Source organism: Microbacterium sp. SA39 (genome assembly GCF_000967865.1).
GTDB lineage: Bacteria > Actinomycetota > Actinomycetes > Actinomycetales > Microbacteriaceae > Microbacterium.
The window spans coordinates 134,546-154,933 of sequence record NZ_JXRU01000035.1; the positions used below are offsets into that span (position 1 = coordinate 134,546).

Annotated in this window: 21 protein-coding genes and 1 pseudogene; 11 read left to right on the forward strand and 11 right to left on the reverse strand. The window is 69.0% G+C overall.

Annotated elements, in window-relative coordinates; genetic code table 11:
* Positions 1-3: 3 nt before the first annotated feature.
* Positions 4-882 carry a helix-turn-helix transcriptional regulator gene (locus tag RS85_RS11820; RefSeq protein WP_046013648.1) on the reverse strand — a complete coding sequence of 293 codons (879 nt, stop codon included), beginning with the start codon at positions 880-882 and terminating at the stop codon, positions 4-6.
* A gap of 117 nt (positions 883-999) precedes the next feature.
* On the opposite strand from RS85_RS11820, the gene RS85_RS11825 reads away from it, so the two are divergent.
* Positions 1,000-2,019, forward strand: coding sequence for a zinc-dependent alcohol dehydrogenase family protein (locus tag RS85_RS11825; protein ID WP_046013649.1), 1,020 nt, complete (start codon positions 1,000-1,002; stop codon positions 2,017-2,019).
* Between the two features lie 45 nt (positions 2,020-2,064).
* Here RS85_RS11825 and RS85_RS11830 read toward each other — a convergent pair whose 3' ends face one another.
* Positions 2,065-2,520, reverse strand: coding sequence for a nucleotidyl transferase AbiEii/AbiGii toxin family protein (locus RS85_RS11830; protein ID WP_082087599.1), 456 nt, complete (start codon positions 2,518-2,520; stop codon positions 2,065-2,067).
* A gap of 2 nt (positions 2,521-2,522) precedes the next feature.
* A complete protein-coding gene (locus tag RS85_RS11835; RefSeq protein ID WP_046013650.1) occupies positions 2,523-3,173 on the reverse strand; it encodes a type IV toxin-antitoxin system AbiEi family antitoxin domain-containing protein in 651 nt (216 codons plus the stop codon).
* A 76-nt stretch (positions 3,174-3,249) separates the two neighbouring features.
* Here RS85_RS11835 and arr point away from each other — a divergent pair, with 76 nt between their 5' ends.
* A complete protein-coding gene (arr, locus tag RS85_RS11840; protein WP_046013651.1) occupies positions 3,250-3,660 on the forward strand; it encodes an NAD(+)--rifampin ADP-ribosyltransferase in 411 nt (136 codons plus the stop codon).
* 35 nt (positions 3,661-3,695) lie between these two features.
* Here arr and RS85_RS11845 read toward each other — a convergent pair whose 3' ends face one another.
* Complete coding sequence (locus tag RS85_RS11845; protein WP_046013652.1) at positions 3,696-4,697, reverse strand: aldo/keto reductase; 1,002 nt, start codon at positions 4,695-4,697, stop codon at positions 3,696-3,698.
* A 91-nt stretch (positions 4,698-4,788) separates the two neighbouring features.
* Between RS85_RS11845 and RS85_RS11850 the strand changes: the two genes are divergently transcribed.
* Positions 4,789-5,451, forward strand: coding sequence for a 4'-phosphopantetheinyl transferase family protein (locus tag RS85_RS11850; protein WP_046013653.1), 663 nt, complete (start codon positions 4,789-4,791; stop codon positions 5,449-5,451).
* Positions 5,452-5,470: 19 nt separating this feature from the next.
* Here the strand turns inward: RS85_RS11850 and RS85_RS11855 are convergent, their stop codons facing one another.
* Genes RS85_RS11855 through RS85_RS19040 form a run of 3 tightly spaced genes read right to left on the reverse strand, consistent with a single transcriptional unit; the run spans position 5,471 to position 11,315 of the window.
* Positions 5,471-6,769: a M1 family metallopeptidase gene (locus RS85_RS11855; RefSeq protein ID WP_046013654.1), complete on the reverse strand. Its 1,299-nt coding sequence runs from the start codon at positions 6,767-6,769 to the stop codon at positions 5,471-5,473.
* The gene (locus RS85_RS11860) at positions 6,766-10,704 is read right to left on the reverse strand and encodes a Pls/PosA family non-ribosomal peptide synthetase (protein ID WP_046013655.1); all 3,939 of its coding nucleotides are present in this window, start codon (positions 10,702-10,704) and stop codon (positions 6,766-6,768) included. Before RS85_RS11860 ends, RS85_RS11855 begins: the two co-directional genes overlap by 4 nt.
* The gene (locus tag RS85_RS19040; RefSeq protein ID WP_052703544.1) at positions 10,701-11,315 is read right to left on the reverse strand and encodes a hypothetical protein; all 615 of its coding nucleotides are present in this window, start codon (positions 11,313-11,315) and stop codon (positions 10,701-10,703) included. The genes RS85_RS11860 and RS85_RS19040 overlap by 4 nt, the downstream gene beginning before the upstream one ends.
* 132 nt (positions 11,316-11,447) lie before the next feature.
* Here RS85_RS19040 and RS85_RS11870 point away from each other — a divergent pair, with 132 nt between their 5' ends.
* The 6 genes and pseudogenes from RS85_RS11870 to RS85_RS20050 all read left to right on the forward strand — a co-directional run bounded on the left by RS85_RS11870 (position 11,448) and on the right by RS85_RS20050 (position 15,410).
* The gene (locus tag RS85_RS11870) at positions 11,448-11,642 is read left to right on the forward strand and encodes a three-helix bundle dimerization domain-containing protein (RefSeq protein WP_152642412.1); all 195 of its coding nucleotides are present in this window, start codon (positions 11,448-11,450) and stop codon (positions 11,640-11,642) included.
* A 22-nt stretch (positions 11,643-11,664) separates the two neighbouring features.
* Positions 11,665-11,889, forward strand: coding sequence for a hypothetical protein (locus RS85_RS11875; protein ID WP_046013657.1), 225 nt, complete (start codon positions 11,665-11,667; stop codon positions 11,887-11,889).
* A 65-nt stretch (positions 11,890-11,954) separates the two neighbouring features.
* A complete protein-coding gene (locus tag RS85_RS11880) occupies positions 11,955-13,040 on the forward strand; it encodes an ATP-binding protein (protein WP_046013658.1) in 1,086 nt (361 codons plus the stop codon).
* An 81-nt stretch (positions 13,041-13,121) separates the two neighbouring features.
* Positions 13,122-13,853, forward strand: coding sequence for an ion channel (locus tag RS85_RS11885; RefSeq protein WP_052703545.1), 732 nt, complete (start codon positions 13,122-13,124; stop codon positions 13,851-13,853).
* Positions 13,854-13,918: 65 nt separating this feature from the next.
* Positions 13,919-14,266, forward strand: a pseudogene (locus tag RS85_RS20045) (MFS transporter); the annotation flags it as partial.
* Between the two features lie 148 nt (positions 14,267-14,414).
* The gene (locus RS85_RS20050) at positions 14,415-15,410 is read left to right on the forward strand and encodes an MFS transporter (protein WP_235282422.1); all 996 of its coding nucleotides are present in this window, start codon (positions 14,415-14,417) and stop codon (positions 15,408-15,410) included.
* A 27-nt stretch (positions 15,411-15,437) separates the two neighbouring features.
* Here RS85_RS20050 and ykgO read toward each other — a convergent pair whose 3' ends face one another.
* Complete coding sequence (gene ykgO / locus RS85_RS11895) at positions 15,438-15,560, reverse strand: type B 50S ribosomal protein L36 (protein WP_046013659.1); 123 nt, start codon at positions 15,558-15,560, stop codon at positions 15,438-15,440.
* Between the two features lie 82 nt (positions 15,561-15,642).
* Between ykgO and RS85_RS11900 the strand changes: the two genes are divergently transcribed.
* A complete protein-coding gene (locus tag RS85_RS11900; protein ID WP_046013660.1) occupies positions 15,643-16,653 on the forward strand; it encodes a GTP-binding protein in 1,011 nt (336 codons plus the stop codon).
* 303 nt (positions 16,654-16,956) lie between these two features.
* Entirely contained in the window at positions 16,957-17,841 is an 885-nt protein-coding gene (locus tag RS85_RS19045) for a helix-turn-helix transcriptional regulator (RefSeq protein WP_052703546.1), read from the forward strand.
* A 7-nt stretch (positions 17,842-17,848) separates the two neighbouring features.
* Here RS85_RS19045 and RS85_RS11910 read toward each other — a convergent pair whose 3' ends face one another.
* From RS85_RS11910 to RS85_RS11920, 3 genes are read right to left on the reverse strand one after another with little or no spacing between them, the layout of a single operon-like run.
* Positions 17,849-18,529, reverse strand: coding sequence for a response regulator (locus tag RS85_RS11910; protein ID WP_046013750.1), 681 nt, complete (start codon positions 18,527-18,529; stop codon positions 17,849-17,851).
* Positions 18,526-19,641, reverse strand: coding sequence for a sensor histidine kinase (locus tag RS85_RS11915; protein WP_046013661.1), 1,116 nt, complete (start codon positions 19,639-19,641; stop codon positions 18,526-18,528). Before RS85_RS11915 ends, RS85_RS11910 begins: the two co-directional genes overlap by 4 nt.
* Positions 19,642-19,645: 4 nt before the next feature.
* Positions 19,646-20,338 (reverse strand): DUF2306 domain-containing protein, encoded by a 693-nt coding sequence (locus RS85_RS11920; protein WP_200894825.1) that lies wholly within the window; start codon positions 20,336-20,338, stop codon positions 19,646-19,648.
* Between the last annotated feature and the right edge of the window lie 50 nt (positions 20,339-20,388).

The window sequence follows — 20,388 nt, forward strand, 5'->3', positions numbered from 1 at the left end:
GGGTCAGGCCTCTGTGGAGGCCGGGGCGTCGGTGCTCGCGCCTTCGGTCGCGACCCAGCTCGCCAGCATTCTGAGCTTCTCGTCGGAGGGCGTGCCCGGCTCGGCCGTATACGTCGACATGTGCAGACCAGGATCCGCCGGCAGCTCGAACGCCTCGTAGACGAGTTCGATCTCGCCGACGACCGGATGCCGCAGCCGTTTCACGCCGCTACGGTGATAGCGCACGTCATGCGCGGCCCAGAGGGTGCGGAACCGATCGCTACGCGTCGAGAGCTCGCCCACCAGATCGCTGAAGCGGCGGTCGAACGGGTTGCGGCCGGCCTCTCCGCGCATCGCCGCCACCAGCTCGCGCGTGACGCGATCCCAGTCGAGGTAGTAGTCGTGCGCGGCCGGGTTCAGGAACGCAAAGCGCGCGCTGTTCGGCATGGGCTCGGTGAACAGGGGCGCGTACAGCGCCTTGCCCAGAGCATTCGCTCCCAGATAGTCGAAGTAGTTATTGCGTACGAGTGCGGGTGCGCCCGTCATCGCATCGAGCAGGCGCTGGATGCTGGGGCGGATCGCCTCTGCCTTCTTGCGCGGCTTCCGCGCCACGGGCGAGACGTTCGCCGCGCGGGCGAGGTCGAACAGGTGCGCGGTCTCGGCGTCATCGAGTTGCAGGGCGCGAGCGAGCGCGTCGAGCACGCTGTCCGACACCCCGGAGAGGTCGCCACGCTCGAGACGCGTGTAGTAGTCGACGCTGACTCCGGCGAGCAGGGAGACCTCCTCGCGGCGGAGTCCCGGAACCCGGCGATTGCCTCCGAACGCGGGGAGCCCTGCCTGGTCGGGGGTCAGTCGGGCGCGCCTCGTGGAGAGGAACTCGCGCACCTCGCTGCGGGTGTCCATACATCGAACGTACGCCTTCCGCTCACACGCTGGGAGGTAACGCCAGCCCCTCCCAGCCCTCGGCATCCGTCTTCAGACTGGAGGTACAACTCTCATCGCCAGAAGGAGAACCCCCACATGCGTGGAGTCATCATGCTCGGACCCGGCGACGTCCGGGTCGAAGACCGTGAGAAGCCGACCATCACCCGCCCGACGGATGCCGTCATCAAGCTCGCCGCGACCTGCATCTGCGGCTCCGACCTCTGGCCGTATCGCGGCCAGGACGACGTCGACGCGACACCGATGGGTCACGAGTACGTCGGCGTCGTCGAGGAGATCGGCGCTGACGTGCAGAACGTGAAGGCCGGCGACTTCGTGGTCGGATCGTTCATGGCATCCGACAACACCTGCGAGATCTGCGAGGCCGGATACCAGTCGCGCTGCGTGCACGTCGTGCCGATGGGGCGCTACGGCACCCAGGCCGAGTACGCGCTCATCCCTCACGCCGACGGCACTCTCGTCGCCACCCCGGGCCAGCCCGACGCGGATCTCATCCCCTCGCTGCTCGCCGCGTCCGATGTGCTCGGCACGGGCTGGTTCGCCGCCGTCGCGGCCGAGGTCGGCCCGGGCAAGACCGTCGCCGTCGTGGGTGACGGCGCCGTGGGGCTCCTCGGCATCCTCGCTGCGTCGCAGCTGGGCGCCGACCGCATCATCGCGATGAGCAGTCATGCCGATCGTCAGGAACTCGCACGGAAGTTCGGCGCGACCGACATCGTCGAGGAACGCGGAGATGCGGGGGTCGAGAAGATCAAGGAGCTGACGAACGGGCTCGGGGCGCACTCGGTCATCGAGGCCGTCGGCACCCAGGAGTCGATGATGCAGGCGATCCGCTCGACCCGCCCCGGCGGGCACGTCGGCTACGTCGGCGTCTCGCACGATGTCGAGCTCCCCGGACAGGAGCTGTTCTTCTCCGGCGTGCACCTGCACGGCGGACCTGCTCCCGTGCGGCGATTCCTGCCCGAGCTCATCCAGCTGATCTGGGACCGGAAGATCGATCCGGGCGTGGTCTTCGACCTGACCCTGCCGCTCGAGGATGCTGCCGAGGGCTACCGCGCGATGGACGAGCGCCGCGCCACCAAGGTGCTGCTCACCGTCTGAACGCATCCCGTCATCGCGTTGCAGGGCGGCTGCCACTCGGGGCCTTCACCGAGCGGTGGCCGTCCTCCATCTGGTCGTCGCATCCTGGCCCGTGAAGACCAGCCTTCGTGTCAGCACGCCGGGCTGGTTCTCTCCTCGCCCTGTCGCCCTTGACGCGGTGAGCTGAAAGCTCACGTGATCGCCAAGATCGCGGGAGGCCGCCAACTCGAGGGCGTCTTGTGCGGCGTCGAGGTCGGTTGCCGCGACAGCTGCGAGGTCGACATCTTTGGTGGCGCGCGACCGCGGAACCCGAGCGAGCATCGCCGTTCCCCCTTTGAGCAGCCATTCTGACTCCTCACCGTCGGCGAAGATGCGCGAGAGGAACCGGTCGTGGTTTGCCTGGACGATCTGCTCACTCACGGTCAAGCTGCTCTCACCGGACTTTGCCGCCCGGCTCGCTTCGGTCTTGATTGCCTGCGAGACGCCTCTCCAGCTTCGGTAGCGCTCATCCGGACCGGACACGACTACGGACGGACCATCGCGATGTGGGACAGCTCGAGGAGCTCGTCGGCAAGCTCTGAGCCGGACCCTGCATTGCGAGCCCTCGCAAGCGGCTCGAGGGAGGTGGCGAGGCGGCGTGCCGAGACAAGCTTCCCCCGCTCGCGAGCGTCAGCCAGAGCATTGACGACCAGCGACTGGTCGGTCCACTGTTCGACGAGATCGGCGATAGTGCGCTCTACCGTCAGAGTGGGAAGACCGTCTACGTACATCACGTCCATCGGCTCGAGAGCCCTCACGCGGAGCCGAACAGCCTCGAGCCGAGTTGTTCGTCGCGTAGGAACGATGAAATCGCGGATGCCGGGGTACCAATCGCCGATCCCGTGAGCGATCGCCGCGGACTCTCCCGCGACGACCACGGCGGGCGTGCCGGCTGGAGCCGACGGCAGGGTCGCCCCGCCCAGCGAGAGCCACGGTATGTAGAGATGCTCGAGTTCGGGCTCGGGGGCGCCGGCCATCCGGTACACGCCCTGCCCGACTCGGAGGATGCCACCGGACGCGGCCAGGCCCGAGAGAGTCTTCCGAGAGATGCCGACGGCGGATGCCTGAGCAGTGGTGAACATCCCCCACTGCTCAGTGGCGAGATCTCCGAGTCTCGCGATCGTCTTTCCAGACATGCGGCAATTGTACCCCGAAATGGGAACAAATGCTGCAGTCCTGCGTGCTCGTTCCGGGCGCTACTAGCCTGGCGGGATGGGCGAAGCACGGGACGACGGGCCGTTCTTTCACGGCACCAAGGCGGAACTGCAGGTCGGCGACCTCTTGACGGCGGGCTTCCGGTCGAATTATCGCCCGGAAGTCGTGATGAATCACATCTACTTCACGGCGCTGCGGGACGGAGCCGGTCTCGCCGCTGAGCTGGCGGCGGGCGACGGCGAGCCCCGTGTGTACCTCGTCGAACCCACCGGAGCCTTCGAGAACGACCCGAACGTGACCGACAAGAAGTTCCCGGGCAATCCCACGCGCTCCTATCGCAGCACGGAACCGCTGCGCGTGGTCGGCGAGGTCGTGGATTGGACGCGTCTCACGCCTGAGGCGCTGCAGAAATGGCGCGAGACGCTCGCCGCCATCCGCGACGACGAGCGCGGCGAGATCATCAACTGAACCCGCCGCGCTCGCGTCGGGCGCGAACGAACCGGTCAGGCCGGCTTGGCAGCGAGAGGCTCGAGCTGCGCGAGCTCGTCATCCGTGAGCGGGGCGCCGTCAAGGGCCCGCAGGGTGTCCTCGAGCTGCCCCACGCTCGACGCGCCGATCAGCGCGCTGGTCACGGCGGGATCGCGCAGCACCCACTGGATCGCGAGCTGCGCGAGGGTCTGGCCACGCGAAGAGGCGATCTCGTTCAGGGCGCGCGCCCGATCGAGGTATTCCTCGGTGATGTTCGACTCGGTCATCCACCGACCGGTCGCCGCACGGGAATCGCTGGGGATGCCCGTGAGGTACCGATCCGTGAGGAGTCCCTGATCGAGCGGGGAGAACGCGATGGCACCCACGCCGAGCTCGGTCAGTGTCTCGAGCAGCCCCTGCTCTTCGATCCGCCGGTCGAACATGTTGTACCGCGGCTGGTGGATCGTCAGCGGCACGCCCTCGGCGCGGAGAGCCGCGGATGCCGCCTTCGTCTCCTCCGGCGTGTAGTAGTTCGAGATGCCGACATACAGCGCCTTGCCCTGACGCACGGCCGTGGCGAGCGCACCCATGGTCTCCTCGATCGGCGTCTCCGGATCGGGCCGGTGCGAGTAGTACACGTCCACGTAGTCGAGACCGAGCCGCTGGAGCGACTGGTCGAGCGACGCGATCATCGTCTTGCGGGATCCCCACTCACCGAACGGGCCGTCCCACATCTGGTAGCCGGCCTTGGTGGAGATGACCAGCTCGTCTCGATAGGGGCGGAAGTCCAACTGGTGGATGCGACCGTAGTTGCGCTCCGCGCTTCCCGCCGGCGGGCCGTAGTTGTTGGCCAGGTCGAAGTGGAACACGCCCAGGTCGAAAGCACGGCGGAGGATCGCGCGCTGCGTCTCGAGCGCGCGGTCTTCGCCGAAGTTGTTCCACAGCCCCAGGGACACTCGCGGCAGGATGAGCCCGCTCCGCCCGGAGCGTGCGGTCTTGATCGAGTCGTACCTGGTCGGCTCAGCCGTATACGTCATGTCTCTGCTTTCTCAGTTCGGGGGCACTGTCGAAGATCGTACGCGCACCGTGTGACGTCGATGGTCCGACGAGCGGCGGTACGGTGAGAGCGTGATCTTCGACCGAGGCGCGCTCGGCCCTGTGCAGATCGCATGGGCGTCCGCCGATTCCGCGATGTCGGACCTGGATGCCGCGATGAGTCAGGTCGGTGAGAGCGCGCTGCTCCGCTACCGACGCCTTGACGGCGACGCCGGGCGACGCTTCGCCGTCGGCCGACTGCTGCTGGCAGAACTCGTTCCCGCTGTGAAGGCGGATGCCGTGACGATCGAGAGCCTCTGCGCGCACTGCGGCGGTGACCACGGCCGCCCCCGCGTGGTGGGGGCCCCGTACGCCGTCAGCGTGAGCTACGCGGGCGAGATGGTCGTCGCTGCGGCTGCCCCGCGTGAATCGACGTCGGCACTCGGCGTCGACATCGCGACGCGCTCGGACGACGTCGACGCTCCGCTCACCGAGCTCGCCGGCCTGTTCGCCCCGCGTACGCCACCGGGGCTGCGGACGTGGACCGAGATCGAGGCGGTCGTGAAGGCCGACGGTCGAGGCCTGCGCATTCCGCCGGCGGACGTCGCGTTCGGAGGGCCGTCAGCGACGCTGCTCCCCGGCGGTCGAACTGCGGGAGTTCCGGGGAATCCCGCCGGCTTCGAGGTCGCCCCGGCGCCGGGACCCGCAGGCTACATCGTGAGCGTGGCCGTCGCACCGGCATCCGCTGTCCGTTGAAGCGATGAGCCCCGACTGATCACGCCGCCGCGAGGGGGAACGCCGGCAGACGCGCCTCGTGCACCCATTCGCGCAGGAGCCCGTCCAGCGGGAGCGCGGTGACCTCTTCCGCCAGTGCGACGAAGTCCGCCGTCGTGGCCGTCGCCCAGCGGAATCGTCCCGTCCACTCACGGAGAACACGGAAGAAGAGCTCGTCGCCCACCGCCAGGCGGACGGCGTGCAGAGCGAGCGCGCCGCGCTTGTAGATCCGGTCGTCGAACATCAGATCGGCGCCGGGCTGATCGACCAGGAGGTCCTGAGGGAGCACGGCGAGTCGCCCGTAGTGAACGAGCGCCTTCTCGTGGGCCGTGAGCCCTCCGGATCGCTCCGACCAGATCCATTCGGCGTAGCAGGCGAACCCCTCGTTGAGCCAGATGTCGCGCCAGAACGAGAGACCGACGCTGTTGCCGAACCATTGGTGGGCGAGCTCATGCGCGACGAGGCGCTCCGACCCTCCCGCGCCGTCGGCATGGTTAGATCCGAAGATCCCCACGCCCTGCGCTTCGAGAGGGATCTCGAGTTCGTCCGCAGTCACCACGACCCGGTAGTCCGGTAGGGGATACGGCCCGAACGCCTCTTCGAACACGGCCATCATGGCCGGGAGCTGCGCGAAGTCCGCCTGCACCCGGGACTCGAGTGCGCGCGGATAGTGAATCTCGCCCTGCACGCCGCCGAGCGGGATCGGCTTCGAGACGTAGCGTCCGATCTGCACGGTCGCGAGGTAGGTGGGCGTCGGGACGTCTCGCCGGAACGACCACGTGGTCTTGCCACCTCGGGTGGACGGCGACGTCGCTCCGCCCGCGATGACGGAGTAGGCGGACTCGGTGGTGAAGGTCAGCGTGTACGTCGCCTTGTCGGACGGCAGGTCGTTGCACGGGAACCAGGTCGGGGCGCCGGTCGGCTGCGCGGCCACGATCACGCCGTCGACGAGCTCCTCCCAGCCGATCGATCCCCACCGCGACCTGCGTGGTCGGGGAGCGCCCGCATAGGCGATGGACACCGAGAACGGGTCGCCGGGAGCGAGCGCGCGCGGAAGCGATATCCGGAGCTTGCGGTCGCTCTGGCGGAAGTCGACCGCCTTGGTCCCGATGCGCACGCGTGACGCCCGCAGCCCCGTGAGGTCGAGGGACAGCGATCCGGTCGCCGCGAGGGCATGCCCCTGCAGGACGGCGGTCCCGCTCAGCCGATTGGTGGAGATCTTGTAGTCGAGGGTGAGCTCGTAGTGGTCGATGCTGAGGTTCGCGTCACCGCTCTGCGGGGTGTACGGGTCGCCGGTCATGCGTCGGCCGACTGGTAGGCGCGGACCTTGACCGCCCTCCAGGGCCCGATCGGGTTGCCGCTCCACCGACTTCCCTCCGGCACGGATTCCCCGCGCATGACGAGGGATGCCGGCCCCACCGTCGCGTTCGCGCCGATCGATGCCGCAGGAAGGATGACGCTGTGCGGGCCCAGGGTTGCGCCCGCTTCGAGGGTCACGGTGTCGGTGCTCATCACTCGATCATGGAACAGATGCGTCTGAACCACACATCCGCGGTTCACCGTGGCGCCGTCGCCGAGGGTGACGAGGTCGGGTTCCGGCAGCCAGTAGCTGTCGGTCCAGACGCCGTGGCCGATCTTCGCACCGAGAGAACGCAGCCACATCGCAAGGGCCGGGGTGCCCGCGGCAGCGTTGGCGAACCAGGGTGCGGCGACCATCTCGGTGAACGCGTCGGAGACCTCCGTCCGCCACACGAAACTCGACCAGAGCGGATGCTCGCCCGCACGGATGCGGCCGACGAAGATCCACTTGGCCGCGGTGCTGATCGCTGCGGCGACGCCGCCCGCGATCACGATCACCGCTCCGGAGAGCACGACGGCCACCGCCGGACCCCAGGCCTCGATCATCGTCGCGAGGACGAGGAGCACCGCCAGCCCCAGCGCGCAGCTGATCACGACCGGGATGATGCGGCACAGCTCCCACAGTGCCCGAGCCACGCGGAGTCCAGGGCGCGGCTGGAAGGTGCGCTCGAGGTCGGCGTCGTTGACGACTCTGCGCAGCCTCATCGCCGGCGACCCGAGCCACGAGGAGCCCGGCTTCGACTTCTCGGGCGCGACCGAGAGCACGGCGACGAGGCCGTCTCGCGGCACGCGATGCCCGGGGCCCGCCATGCCGGAGTTGCCGAGGAACGCGCGCTTGCCGATCCGAGCCTGGTCGATGCGCATCCACCCGCCCTTGAGCTCGTAGCCCGCGACCATCGTGTCGTCGGCGAGGAACGCGCCATCGTCGATCGTGGTCATCGACGGGATCAGGAGCACCGTGGATGCCTCGACGTCCCGCCCGACCTTGGCGCCCAGCATCCGCAGCCAGATCGGCGTGAACAGGCTCGCGTAGATGGGGAACAGGATCGTCCGGGCTGAGTCGAGGAGCCTCTCGGTCGTCCACGCCTGCCAGGCGACCCGGCCGCGCACGGGGTGGATGCCCTCGACCAGTCCGATGGAGAGGAGTCTCGTGAACACCAGGACCGCTGCGGCCAAGGTGAAGCCGGCCGCGAGCGTCGCCGGCACGAGCCAGGCGATCACGGCGGGCACGGCGGCGAGCACCGAATCGGCTCCCCGCACTCCCTGCGCGATCACGAGCGCGCCGACGGCGTAGGCGACGAACGGCAGCAGTCCGAGTCCCGCCGAGGAGAGCCCGTAGATCCACAGCCAGCGACGCGGAGCGGGAGGGCGTTCGGGCGCGAGCGGGCTGGAGGTCCCACCCACGCGCGCGGCGGGCGACCCCGCCCAGCGCTGACCGGCGCGCACCCGGCCGAACACCGCGGAACCTGGGGCGATCTCGGCGTTCCTGCCGATCTTGGCCCCCGGGGCGAGGGTGCTGCGGGCACCGATGGTCGCCCCGGCGCCGATCCGGATGCCGCCGATCCGCACGGTGTCTCCGTCGATCCAGTAGCCGGAGAGGTCGACCTCGGGCTCGATCGCCGCTCCCTCTGCGATCTCGAGCATGCCGGTGACAGGAGGAAGGGCGTGCAGGTCGACGTTCGGCCCGATCTTCGCCCCGAGCGCTCTCGCGTAGTACGTGACCCACGGGGCGCCGGCGAGGCCGACGGGATCGATCTGGTGGGCGATCTGCTCGGCGAGCCAGAGGCGCAGATGCACTCCCCCGCCGCGCGGATGGTCGCCGGGGCGCACACCGTGCAGCAGGATCCTCGCGAGCCCGGCGGAGAGCGCCATCCGACCGAGCGGCGTGACGAAGACGAGGAGGCCGACCACGATCACCCACCCCGGGACGTCGGGCAGGAACTCGAACCCCGGGACGAGCTGCAGGATCCAGCTCGCCGTGAGCAGCCACAGCGTCCACCGCAGTCCTGTCAGGATGAACAGCGGGACGCTGGCGATCGTCTGCACCCACTGCATCGACCTCGGGGTGGGATGCGCGGTGCTGAAATTCTGCGCGTCACCGCCCTCGGTCGCATCCTCTTCGATGGCATCCGCCATCTGCCGCAGGCGTGGCAGATCATAGACGTCGGCCATCGTGAATTCCGGCGCTCGGACGCGGATCCGCGACACCAGCTGCGCGGCCGCCAGCGAACCGCCGCCGAGCTGGAAGAAGTCGGCCTTCTCATCGGCGGGCCGGATGCCGAGCACGGCGACCCATTGCTCGGCGAGCCACGCCGCGGTACCTGACAGGGAGGAGTCGGACGCGTCCGTGTCGACCAGCGGCCACGGGAGAGCAGCCTTGTCGACCTTGCCCGAGGTGCGCACCGGCAGGTCGTCGATGACCGCGAGCAACGGGATCAGCGGAGCGGGAAGCGTGCCGGCCAGCTCGGTCCGAGCAGTCTGGCGATCGAAGCCCTCGCCGGGGACGACGTAGCCCACCAGCAGCGAGACTCCCGCCTCGGAGCGCTGAACGACCACGGTGGCCGCGGACACTGCGGTCAGGGATTGCAGGGCTGCTTCGACCTCGCCGAGCTCGATCCGCCTTCCGCCCACCTTCACCTGGTCGTCGGCCCGCCCCTGGAAGAGAAGTCCGGCCGGATCGGCGCGGACGAGATCGCCGGATCGGTAGGCGCGCTCCCACCCGAGCGACGGCATCGGCGCGTACTTCTCGGCATCCTTCGCCGGATCGAGGTAACGGGCGAGTCCGACGCCGCCGATGATCAGCTCGCCGACCTCGCCGTCGGCGACCGGAAGACCGTCGCTGCCGACGACGGCCAGGCTCCAGCCGTCCAGCGGAAGACCGATCCGCACCGGGCCCTCGCCGTCCAGGAGTGCGGCGCACGCGACGACCGTCGCCTCGGTCGGACCGTACGTGTTCCAGAGCTCGCGTCCGTCGGCGACCAGCCGGGAGACGAGCTCCGGCGGGCACGCCTCGCCCCCGAAGATCAGGAGGCGGACGTTCTCGATGGCGTCCTGCGGCCACAGCGCGGCGAGGGTCGGGACCGTCGACACGACGGTGATCCCGTGGCCGAGGAGCCATGGACCCAGGTCCTCGCCCGAGCGCACCAGTGCCCGCGGAGCCGGAACGAGGCACGCTCCATGCCGCCAGGCGAGCCACATCTCCTCGCAGGACGCATCGAAGGCGACGGACAGGCCGGCGAGCACTCGATCCCCGGGTCCTAGCGGTGCATCCTGCAGGAAGAGTCGCGCCTCCGCATCGACGAACGCGGCCGCCGAACGGTGCGTGACCGCGACGCCCTTGGGCACGCCCGTCGACCCGGAGGTGAAGATGATCCAGGCGTCCTGGTCGCCGGTGGGCGGGGGAATCGCGGGCAGAGCGCTCGTGCTCGGGTGCGGGGCATCGCCGTCGAACAAGCGTCCGGTGGTCGCCGGCTGAACCTCCGCGGCACGCGGCTCGTAGACGCCGGCGCCGGTGATCACTCCGGCGACTGCGGCTTCGCCGAACACCAGATCCGCCCGCTCCTGGGGGTCATCCGCATCGACGGGCACGTAGGCGGCGCCGGCCGCCATGATCCCGAGGATCGACACGTAGAGCTGCCGATCACCGGACGGCATGCGCACGCCGACGCGATCGCCCGCCTGCACGCCGCTCGCGCGCAGTCGCGCGGCCGTCTGCCACACGAGGGCCATGAGTTCCGCGTAGCTCACTGCTCCGGCGGCGTCCTCGAGGGCTGAGGCCTGCGGGTGCTGCACCGCCGATGCCCGGAGGATGTCGATCAGCGTTCGCGGATCGGTCGCGGCCTTCGAGCTGTCGAGGTACTCCTGCACGGCGGTCAAACGGAGAGCAGATCGACCAGCTGCGCCTTGGTGAGTCTCGTGTAGCCGGAAAGACCGCGGGCGCGGGCCTGCGCGCGCAGTTCGACCACGGTAAGGGTGGAGAGGCCGGGCGTCGCAGCGGGCTGCGCGACCCGCTTGACGACCGGCTTCGCGACCGGGATCGCGACGGGCTCAGGCGCCGGGAGCGCGGCATCCACCGGCGCCGGAAGTGCAAGCTGCTCCGTTTCGGCCTTCTGCGCCTTCTTCGCGTCCTTCTCGGCCGACTTTGCCTCAGCCTTCTTCTCGGCAGCCTTCCTCGCGGCCTTGGCCGCCTTCTCGGCAGCCTTCTTCGCCGCATCCGCCTCGGCTGCCAGCCGCGCCTCGATCTTGCCCGCGGCCTTCTCGAGACGGTCGATCGCGGCGACCGCCTTCTTCTCGACCTTGCGCGGGCTGCGCTCCACCTTCTTCTTCTTCGCGTCGGAGACGTCTTTCGCCTCCGCGGCGAGATCGCGCAGCTTCTTCGCGTCCTTCTTCGGCAGCGTCTTGCTCAGGCGCTTCGCGTCCTTCGCCGCATCCGCTGCGGCATCCAAAGCTGCGTGGGCCGACTTCACTGCCTTCGTCGTCTTCGCCATGATGACTCTCTTCACTCCGCCGGCGCCGCGGGGATGGCGGCGCGCTGCCTGCGGCGCACAGCGTACCGCGTCAACAAGAACACTTGGAGAACTCCCCCCGCGACGGGAGTGATGCGGCATAGCATGACGGTCGTGGCAACCAACATCGACCCGGACGAAATCGTGAAGCAGGTCACCGACCGCATCGCGGAGAGCTATCCCGACGTGGACCGTGCGCGCATCGCATCGCTGGCGACGGAGGAGCTCGAGAAGATCTCCGACGCCAAGGTCACGGATTACTTCACCGTGCTCACCGAACGCGCGGTGCGCAGTCGGCTCTCGCCCTGACGGATGCGGCTACCGTGGAGGCGTGTCCTCCTCGCAGCCTCGTCCGATTCTCGGGCTCGTCGGCGCGCTGATGTTCTGGGCCGGGCTCTGCTGCACGATCCTGTTCGGCGCCGCAGCCGTCTGGCTTCTCGCGACCGGTTCGCAGCCGTCATGGATCCTCTTGGCCGTCACGGCCGGCGTGTGCCTGGCCGGATGGGGGCTGGTGAAGGCGAGCGGCGTGCCTCTCGGCGAGGCCATGCTGCTCTGAACGGCTGACCTGCCGCCCGACGCGACCATAGACGGCGAAGGCGGGGGTTCGCTACCGTACCGAGCGTGGACACACGACTGGTGATCGGCACGCAGGCAGACACAGGACAGCCGGCAGAACTCCTCCCGGCCAAGTTCAACCGGCATACCTTCTGGTGCGGGCAGAGCGGATCCGGGAAGACCTACGCCCTGGGAGTCGTGCTCGAGCAGCTGATCGCCGCGACACGGCTACCCGTCGTGATCCTCGATCCGAACTCCGACTTCACCCGCTTCCACGAGACTCGGCCCGGCACGGATGCCACCGCGGCGGACACATGGGCAGGTCGCACCGTGAAGGTGCTCGGTCCGACCGGACACGAGCCCCTGCATGTCCGATTCATCGACCTGCCCACTCGGACGCGGGCGGCGATCATGAGACTCGACCCGGTCGCCGACCCGGAGACCTACAACGCGTCGCTGCGGGTCGGCGAGCAGCTGCGCGAGAACGCTCCTCATCGATCCGACATCCACGAGTGGCTGCGAAGCGGTGGCGATCCGGATCGGCGCCGGTTCGCGATGCGTCTCGAGAACCTCGGGACGGCGGAATGGGACCTCTGGGCCTGGGGAGGCCGTGACGCGCGCGACGTCATCGACGAGGAGCACGATGCCACGGTGCTCGACCTCGGAGCCTTCCGCGAGCCGGGGGAACCGAAGGCTGCCGCTCTCGCCGTGCTCGACCATCTGTGGGAGAAGCGCGAGCAGCGGCGCCCCCGCCTCATCGTGATCGACGAAGCGCACAACCTCTGCAGCCCGGACCCTTCGACGCCGGTGGAACGGCTCCTCACGGAACGCATCGTGCAGATCGCGGCCGAAGGGCGGAAGTTCGGGCTGTGGCTCGTCCTGTCGACGCAACGGCCGTCCAAGGTGCATCCGAACGCCCTGTCGCAGTGCGACAACGTGGCGATCATGCGGATGAACGCTCCCCTCGATCTCGCCGCCCTCGGCGACGCGTTCGGTTTCATCCCCACCGAGCTGCTGGCGCGAGCGACCACGTTCGCGCAGGGCCAGGCCATCTTCGCCGGCGGCTTCTCCGCGCAGCCGCAGGTCGTGCAGATGCGGGATCGGATCACGGTCGAGGGCGGTTCCGACGTGCCTGTCCCGATGAGAGACTGACCCAGCCACCCGGATCGGTCCTCACCCGCTGAGGATGATCCGCACCGCAGCACGACCTTCCGGACTGCGATACTCAGCGCCATGAGCACGCCGATGCGGCGACGGAACACGGCGGGCGAGCCCCCTCGGCGCCGCGGGACCTACGACCGCCATGGCGTCGCGGGCTACACGGCAGCCCTCGTTCTCCTCGTGCTCTCGTACGGGCTGTGCGCCGTCCAGCGTTCCCAGAACCCGAGCCCATTCGCCTTCCTGCTCATCCTCGTGACCATCGCCGTGGTCTTCCACGTCACCGCGGTGCGCGCCGCCATCCAGCGCGCCGCCTGGGTCGTCCTCGCCGTCGCCGGCGTCGCGACGATCGTGGCGACGGTCATCGGGGCCGAGGGCCAGATGCTGGACATCGTGTTCTCCGCCGCGTCCGTCGTCGCCCTGCTCGTGGCTCCGGCCGCGATCGTCGCGCATCAGGCGAAGCGGCGCGGATTCAACCTCGAGGCTCTGCTCGCGACGATCACCGCCTATGTGCTCGTCGGCCTGCTGTTCGCCTTCCTCTTCAATCTCGTGTCGCTGGTGACGCCGACGCCGATCTTCGGCGAGGAGAATGCCGAGTCCCTGTCGAATCAGCTCTTCTTCTCGTTCACGACGCTGACCACGACCGGGTACGGCAATCTCGTGCCGAGCACTCCCGGCAGCGAGGCCGTCGCCGTCACGGAGGCGATCACAGGCCAGCTGTTCCTCATCACCGCGGTCGCGCGCATCATGCGGGGTGCGAGCCCTCGCTCGGTCGCCGAGACCGGAGTCGCCGAGGAGACGACATGAAGAGATGGAACGTCGTCATCGTGCTCGGCTGCGCGCAGTTCGTTATGGTGCTCGACGGAACCGTGATGAATGTGTCGATCTCGACCGTCGTCGTCGATCTCGACACGAGCGTCGCCGCGATGCAGGGCGCGATCACCTTCTACACGCTGACCATGGCGGCGTTCATGCTGCTCGGCGCGAAGCTCGGCGATGTGTGGGGACGCCGTCGCGCGTTCGTGATCGGGTCGTGCATCTACGCGGTCGGCTCCCTGGTCACCGCGCTGAGCCCCAACGTGCAGACGCTGTTCCTCGGCTGGTCGATCATCGAGGGGCTCGGGGCCGTGCTCGTGATTCCGGCGATCGCGGCTCTCGTCGCCGACAACTATCAGGGCAGGGAGCGCGTCACCGCCTTCGCCGTGATCGGCGCGGTCTCCGGCGCCGCTGTCGCCGCCGGGCCGCTGATCGGCGGCTTCGTCACGACCTACTTCGACTGGCGCTACGTCTTCGTCGCGGACCAGCATCCGCATCGATCTCCTGAGTGTCGCGCTCTCGTCGGCGGGGCTTGTCGCCGTCGTGTTCGGGATGCTGCAGAGCAAGGTGTGGGGCTGGGTCCTGCCGCTGGGCGTCCCGGTGATCGGCGGTGTCGCCATCGCTCCCCTGGGCGTCTCGCTGACGGCCTGGCTCATCGTGGTGGGCGTGGTCCTGATCGTGGTGTTCATCGCTCGGCAGCGCTCGCTTGCCCGCGCGGGGCGTCCGCCGCTGGTGAACGTGGAGATGTTCGGCATCACCTCGCTGCGCAGCGGCCTCTCCGTCCTCGGCGCGCAGTATGCCGTCACGGCGGGCCTGTTCTTCATGGTGCCCGTGTATCTGCAGATGACGCTCGGGCTCGATGCGCTGCAGACCGGCATCCGGATCTTCCCGTTGTCCGTCGCCCTGGTGCTGTTCTCGATCGTCGGCACCCGGCTCACGACCCGGATGTCCCCGCGCACCATCGTGCGGACCGGCCAACTGCTGCTGGTGTTCAGCGCTCTGGTGCTCCTCGGGTCGGCGACGAGCGACCTGCGCGGCGGACTCTTCGCCGCGGGGATGTTCCTCTCCGGGGCCGCCCTGGGGCTGCTGGCATCGCAGCTCGGGAACGTGAACATGTCGAGCGTGAGCGCGAAGGAGACCAGCGAGGTGGGTGGGCTGCAGGGAGTGTTCCAGAATCTGGGGTCCTCGCTCGGCACCGCCTTGATCGGCTCGATCCTGATCGGTGCGCTCTCGACGTCGTTCGCATCCGGGGTCGCGGAGAGTGATCTTCCCGAAAGCACTCAGGCGTCGGTCTCGGCGTCTACCGAGCACGGCGTCACGATCGTGCCGGCAGCCGCGGTGCCCGAGATCGCCGAGGACGCAGGACTCACCGCCGACGAGGCGGACCAACTGGCCGACATCTACCGCGAATCGCAGCTCTCGTCGCTGCGCGTCGCGTTCTTCGGCCTCATCGTCATCAGCCTTCTGGCGCTGCTCTTCTCGCGCGGCATCCCGAACGAGCTCGACGTTCGCCGAGGGCGCAGCACGGCCGCTGACGACGCCCGCTGAGAAGAGCAGGCGAGGCAGGCAGTCGCGTCAGCCCTGGCGCCCCTTGAAGCGCGGGTTGAGCTTGTTGATGACGAACACCTTGCCTCTGCGCCGCACGACCTGCGCGCTCGGCTGATTCTTCAACGACTTGAGTGACGCACGAACCTTCATGATTTCTCCTTATTGATAATCCTTCTCATCAACAGACTAGGGTGATACGGAGATCGCGTCAAAGAAGGAGAGCAGGTCGACCGTGGAGAGCAGGAATCCCCTCATCGTCGTCGGAGTGTGCGTGCCCGAGCGGCAGTCCTACGCCTCGCGTCTTGCGCGGGCGGTAGGGGGCCACCTGATCTCGCTCGCTGAGCGGATGCCGCCGCCCGGGCGGCAGCACGTTCCGCTTCTGCCCGAACACCCTTCGGCGACGCCGCGCGCCGCGGGCATCGTGGCGGATGTCGCGAGCGTGCTCGATCTGCCGCACCTCGGCCTGGCGAACGATCCGCAGTCCTCTGTCATCTGCGTCGTTGACGCCCTGCACCTGCAGCACGACCTCCGTGACGGCGAGCCCCTCCTGCAGGCGGCGGCCGACGGCGACGACCGAGCCGATTTCGGATCGCGCGCCCGCCGTGCCGTGTCCTACTTGGAGGCGGCGACGCTGATCTCGTTCGTCAACTGGGAGTCGACGCCCACGGCCGAGCTGTCGCTCCTGATGGCCCTCGCCTCGCACCTCAGCCCTGGGGCTCGCGTTCGACTTTCGCGAGGACCTGCCGAAGATCTGCGCGCTCTGCGGTCGGCGCGGCAGGAGCCGGTACCGCTGCTCGAGCGGGCCGGGTGGGTGCACGCTCTCAACGACGAGCACGACCCCCACATGACGGATGCCCGGGTGACGACGCTGCGCTACGAGCAGCCGCGACCGTTCCACCCCGGTCGGCTGATGCATACGCTGGACGACATCGATTCCGGCAGACTCGGCACGCTGCTGCGATCGGCAGGTTTCTGCCGCCTCGCCACTCGTGCCGGCATCCTCGCCCGCTGGGATCAGGTCGGCTCGGCGATCTGGATCGACCCTCTCTCCGCAGAGGTGGAGACCGCGACGACTGCACAGGATCTCGCGTTCACCGGACTCGACCTCGACCACGAGGGGATCCGCAACGCGCTCGACTCCGCGGCCGTCACCGACGACGAGCTCACGGCGGGGCCGGCGGCCTGGCGACGTTTCGCCGACCCGCTCCCCACCTGGCCCGTGAACGTCGAGGAGGCGCCCTGAGAATCAGGCGTTCGTCGAGCAACAGCAGATCGGCATCCCGCGCCAGCCCCTGGGCGAACGCCGCATCCCACCCCGCCATCGTCGTCGGCGGGAACACGCCTGAGTCACCGAGCCTGCCGCGAACCGCGTGCACGCGGTCGACCTGACCAACGGTGAGGTTCTTGAGACCACCGAGCTCGAGGCGACGCCGGTCGAGATCGCCCCGGCAGCGGGCTGCGTCGACCAAAATCTTGTGAACGGCGCTCGAGGCGATGTAAATGCGTGAGAATAGAGAAAGATCACGAACAAAGCTTTGGGGGCTGCGTGACCACCTCTTCCGCCGATGAGATCGGCACTCCGGAACTCTCGGCTCACGGCTTTCATGAGACCGCAGGCCGGCCGCTACGCGGGCGGAAGCGTGCGCTGCGGAACGTCGTGCTCCTGGCGTCGGGTGGCGAGTCCCCCGCCGAGCTCGCGATCGACACCGCACGCACGCACCCGGAGCATGCAGCTTTCCTCTTCATCTCGACAGACGGCGAGCAGAACACCGGGAAGGGTCCCGTGGACTCGGTCGTGCTCGCTCCGTACGGGGCCACGACGAACCTGCACCACTCGGGACACTGGGAGATGACGTGCGCCTTGGTGCCGCGCCGCGCCTTGACCTCGTTCGTGAACCCGCTGCCCGGGGGCACGACCACCTACAGCGATCGGCGGCTGCTCGGACGGGGGATGCACCGCTTCGCCCGCAGCATCGTGCACGCCGACGCAGAGCCCTCGAGTATCGAGAGCTACGCGATCGAACAGCTTCTGACGAAGATGGGCGGGGCGATCCTGTTCGACCGATTCGGTGTTCGGGAGTCGGCCGAAAGCGCCCACGACGAGTTGCGTGATCGAGCGATCGCGCTGATCCTGCAGCAGTGCCCTGATCCGGCGATCACGCCGGCGCACGTCGCCGATGAGCTGCAGATCTCACTGCGCCTGCTTCAGGCCGCGTTCTCTTCGGCAGGCATGACCGTGTCCGGCGAGATCCGCCGGCAGAGATCGCATCGCGCCCATTCATTGCTCGTCGACGAACGGTACCTCGCGCTCAGCATCGATCAGATAGCGAAGCGTGCCGGGTTTTCGTCGACCATGACCCTCCGGCGTGCTCTCCTGGAGGACTACGGCACGACCCCGGGTCGTGTCAGGCCGAAAAGGACCGGTCGCTGACCCAGAGTCAGTTCCTCTCGTCGGCCGCGCTCCGTGCGCGCATCCGTCCTGACTGGTGCGCCCAGATGGCGATCCCGACGCGGTTTCGGGCGTCGAGTTTCGTCATGAGGCTCGCGACGTGCGTCTTCACCGTGCTGATGGTGATGTACAGCTCGCTCGCGATCTCGCTGTTGCTCAGGCCGCGTGCGACGGTGGCCAGCACCTGCTCCTCGCGCTCTGTGAGCGGCTCGACCGGCTGCGGCGGTGGCGTGGCGGGCCTCGCCCCGGCGAACGCCTCGAGCAGCCGCACCGTGACGTTCGGGGCGATCAGCGCATCCCCGCTCGCGGCAGCGCGGATCGCCTGAGCGAGCAGTTCCGGTCCGGCATCCTTCAGCAGGAAGCCCTTGGCGCCTGCCCGAAGCGCGGCGAAGACGTACTCGTCGAGGTCGAAGGTGGTGATGACCACGACCGCCATCGGGTCGTCCACACCCGGGCCCGCGAGCAGGCGGGTCGCCTCGATGCCGTCGAGATCGGGCATGCGGATGTCGAACAGGCACACGTCGGGCCGCAGACTTCGCGCGAGGGCGACCGCGTCGCTGCCGTCGACGGCCTGCCCCACGACCTCGATGTCGGGCTGGGCGTCGACGATCATGCTCAGGCCCGTGCGCACGAGCTCCTGATCGTCGGCGATGAGAACGCGGATGGTCACGGTGTCCATCCCACACGAGGGAGCACCGCGGTGACAACCCAACCGCCGCCGGGCGCGGGTCCGGCCCGGCAGGTTCCGCCGAGCAGGGCGGCACGCTCCATCATGCCGATGATGCCGAAGCCGGGCGTCGGCGACGCGGCGACGTCGCCGTCGTTCGTCACGTGCACCCGCACCCCGCCGGCATCCGCCTCCACGCGCACGTCGACCCGGGTGACCTGCCGGCCGTGACGAAGCGCGTTCGTCACCGACTCCTGCGCGAGGCGGAAGACGGCGGCGGCCACAGGCGACGGGATGCTGCCGTCATCGCCCGTCACCGTCGCGGCGACGGTCACGCCGCCCGGCCTCGTTCCGGCGAGCTGCTCGATATCGGCCAGCTGCGGGCTCGGCGCGAGCTCCGCCGTATCGCCCTGCCGCAGTACTCGCACCATCGACCTCAGCTCACTCAGCGTCTTGGCTGCCTCCGCTTCGATCACGCCCAGCGCGTCCTCCGCGGCGCGCAGGTCTCGCGGCGCCATCGCCAGCCCCGCCTGGGCGCGGATGGCGATGGCCGAGACGTGGTGCGCGACCGTGTCGTGCAGGTCGCGGGCCAGGTGCTCGCGCTCCCGCATCCGGATGCCGTCGAGGGTGCGCTGCCGGGATCCCGCCCGGTACCGGAACGCGATGCCGAGCAGCACCATCGTGAGCAGCAGCGCGAAACCGCCGATCAGGTCTTCCAGCCCTCCCCCGCGCACGAACGTGAGGCCGAGGCTCGCGATGAGGAGGGCCGATCCGATCACGAGGTCGCGACCTGCGCCCCAGCGGAACAGGGCGTAGACGAGCACCATCACGAAGAGGCTGGTGTAGAGGGTCGAGTCGGGCAGCAGGAGCCCGAGCACCACCATCGCGACGACGAGCATCACCAACGGCCTCGCGCGGCGCCACAGCACGGTCGGCAGCACGGCGAGCAGGGCGATCACCGCGAGCAGGGGCTGCTGCAGGTCGGTCCGGAAGAGGCCCTCGACCACGGCCAGCCCGGCGACCACGGCCAGGAGAGCCCAGTCCCGCCAGACCCGTCGTGGTGGAGGGGGCACGGCGCTCGGCGCACTCCACGCGGAACGCCAGAGCCCGGTCACCCCGTCAGGATACAAGCGCACCGCGGCCACCGCGCACCCGCCGGCCGGACCGCCGCCGCCGGATGAGCAACTCGGCCACGGCACTGTTGATCACGAACGCCACGCCGACGAGCCCCGCCTCGCCGAACGCGTCGACCTCGCCGAGGGGGATCGTCCACAGCGCGAACACGAGCGCCTGCGTTCCGCCCGAGACGGCGATCGCGTAGGCGCGGGTCATCCATGCTCCGTGGGCTGCGAATTCGCGGCGCCTGATCCCGATCACGGCGCGCACGAGGAACGCCGTCATCGCGACGGCGAAGACGAGACGGATCATGGCGAGGGCGAGCTCCTCGGGCTGTCCGCCGAAGAAGACCGCGAGCCAGATGGCCGAGAGTGCGGCGAGGAATCCTGCGGGGAGCAACACGCGGCCGGCGGCACGGTGCCAGCGGCGGCGCGTCCGCAACGCCGGGGAGAACTGGAACGCCCCGACCACGCAGAACGCGGTCATCGCCACGATGTGCACGACCAATGCCACCGTCGAGGGCAGGAGTACGGCCGGGGGCTCGGCGCCCACTTCTGTGAGGCGAAACACCCCGCCGAGCACGGGGATCGTGCTGAGCAGCAGGAGCCCGGTGATCGCGAGCCATCCGCTCTTCTCGCGGCGACGCTGTTCCTTGAGCCCGGCGGCCGGGCGGGAGGCCTTCATCCGTTGCGACATGTCTCGATGCTGGCCTGAGCGAGTACCGGCGGACATCGGCCTGCGGCATG

What these genes read in the sequence shown, in the direction of transcription:
- RS85_RS11825 (WP_046013649.1), top strand. Translation starts at nt 1,000, where the DNA reads ATGCGTGGAGTCATCATGCTCGGACCCGGCGACGTCCGGGTCGAAGAC.
- RS85_RS11835 (WP_046013650.1), bottom strand. Translation starts at nt 3,173, where the DNA reads ATGTCTGGAAAGACGATCGCGAGACTCGGAGATCTCGCCACTGAGCAG.
- RS85_RS11920 (WP_200894825.1), bottom strand. Translation starts at nt 20,338, where the DNA reads ATGTCGCAACGGATGAAGGCCTCCCGCCCGGCCGCCGGGCTCAAGGAA.
- RS85_RS11820 (WP_046013648.1), bottom strand. Translation starts at nt 882, where the DNA reads ATGGACACCCGCAGCGAGGTGCGCGAGTTCCTCTCCACGAGGCGCGCC.
- arr (WP_046013651.1), top strand. Translation starts at nt 3,250, where the DNA reads ATGGGCGAAGCACGGGACGACGGGCCGTTCTTTCACGGCACCAAGGCG.
- RS85_RS19040 (WP_052703544.1), bottom strand. Translation starts at nt 11,315, where the DNA reads ATGGCGAAGACGACGAAGGCAGTGAAGTCGGCCCACGCAGCTTTGGAT.
- RS85_RS11855 (WP_046013654.1), bottom strand. Translation starts at nt 6,769, where the DNA reads ATGACCGGCGACCCGTACACCCCGCAGAGCGGTGACGCGAACCTCAGC.
- RS85_RS11845 (WP_046013652.1), bottom strand. Translation starts at nt 4,697, where the DNA reads ATGACGTATACGGCTGAGCCGACCAGGTACGACTCGATCAAGACCGCA.
- RS85_RS11885 (WP_052703545.1), top strand. Translation starts at nt 13,122, where the DNA reads ATGAGCACGCCGATGCGGCGACGGAACACGGCGGGCGAGCCCCCTCGG.
- RS85_RS20050 (WP_235282422.1), top strand. Translation starts at nt 14,415, where the DNA reads ATGCTGCAGAGCAAGGTGTGGGGCTGGGTCCTGCCGCTGGGCGTCCCG.
- ykgO (WP_046013659.1), bottom strand. Translation starts at nt 15,560, where the DNA reads ATGAAGGTTCGTGCGTCACTCAAGTCGTTGAAGAATCAGCCGAGCGCG.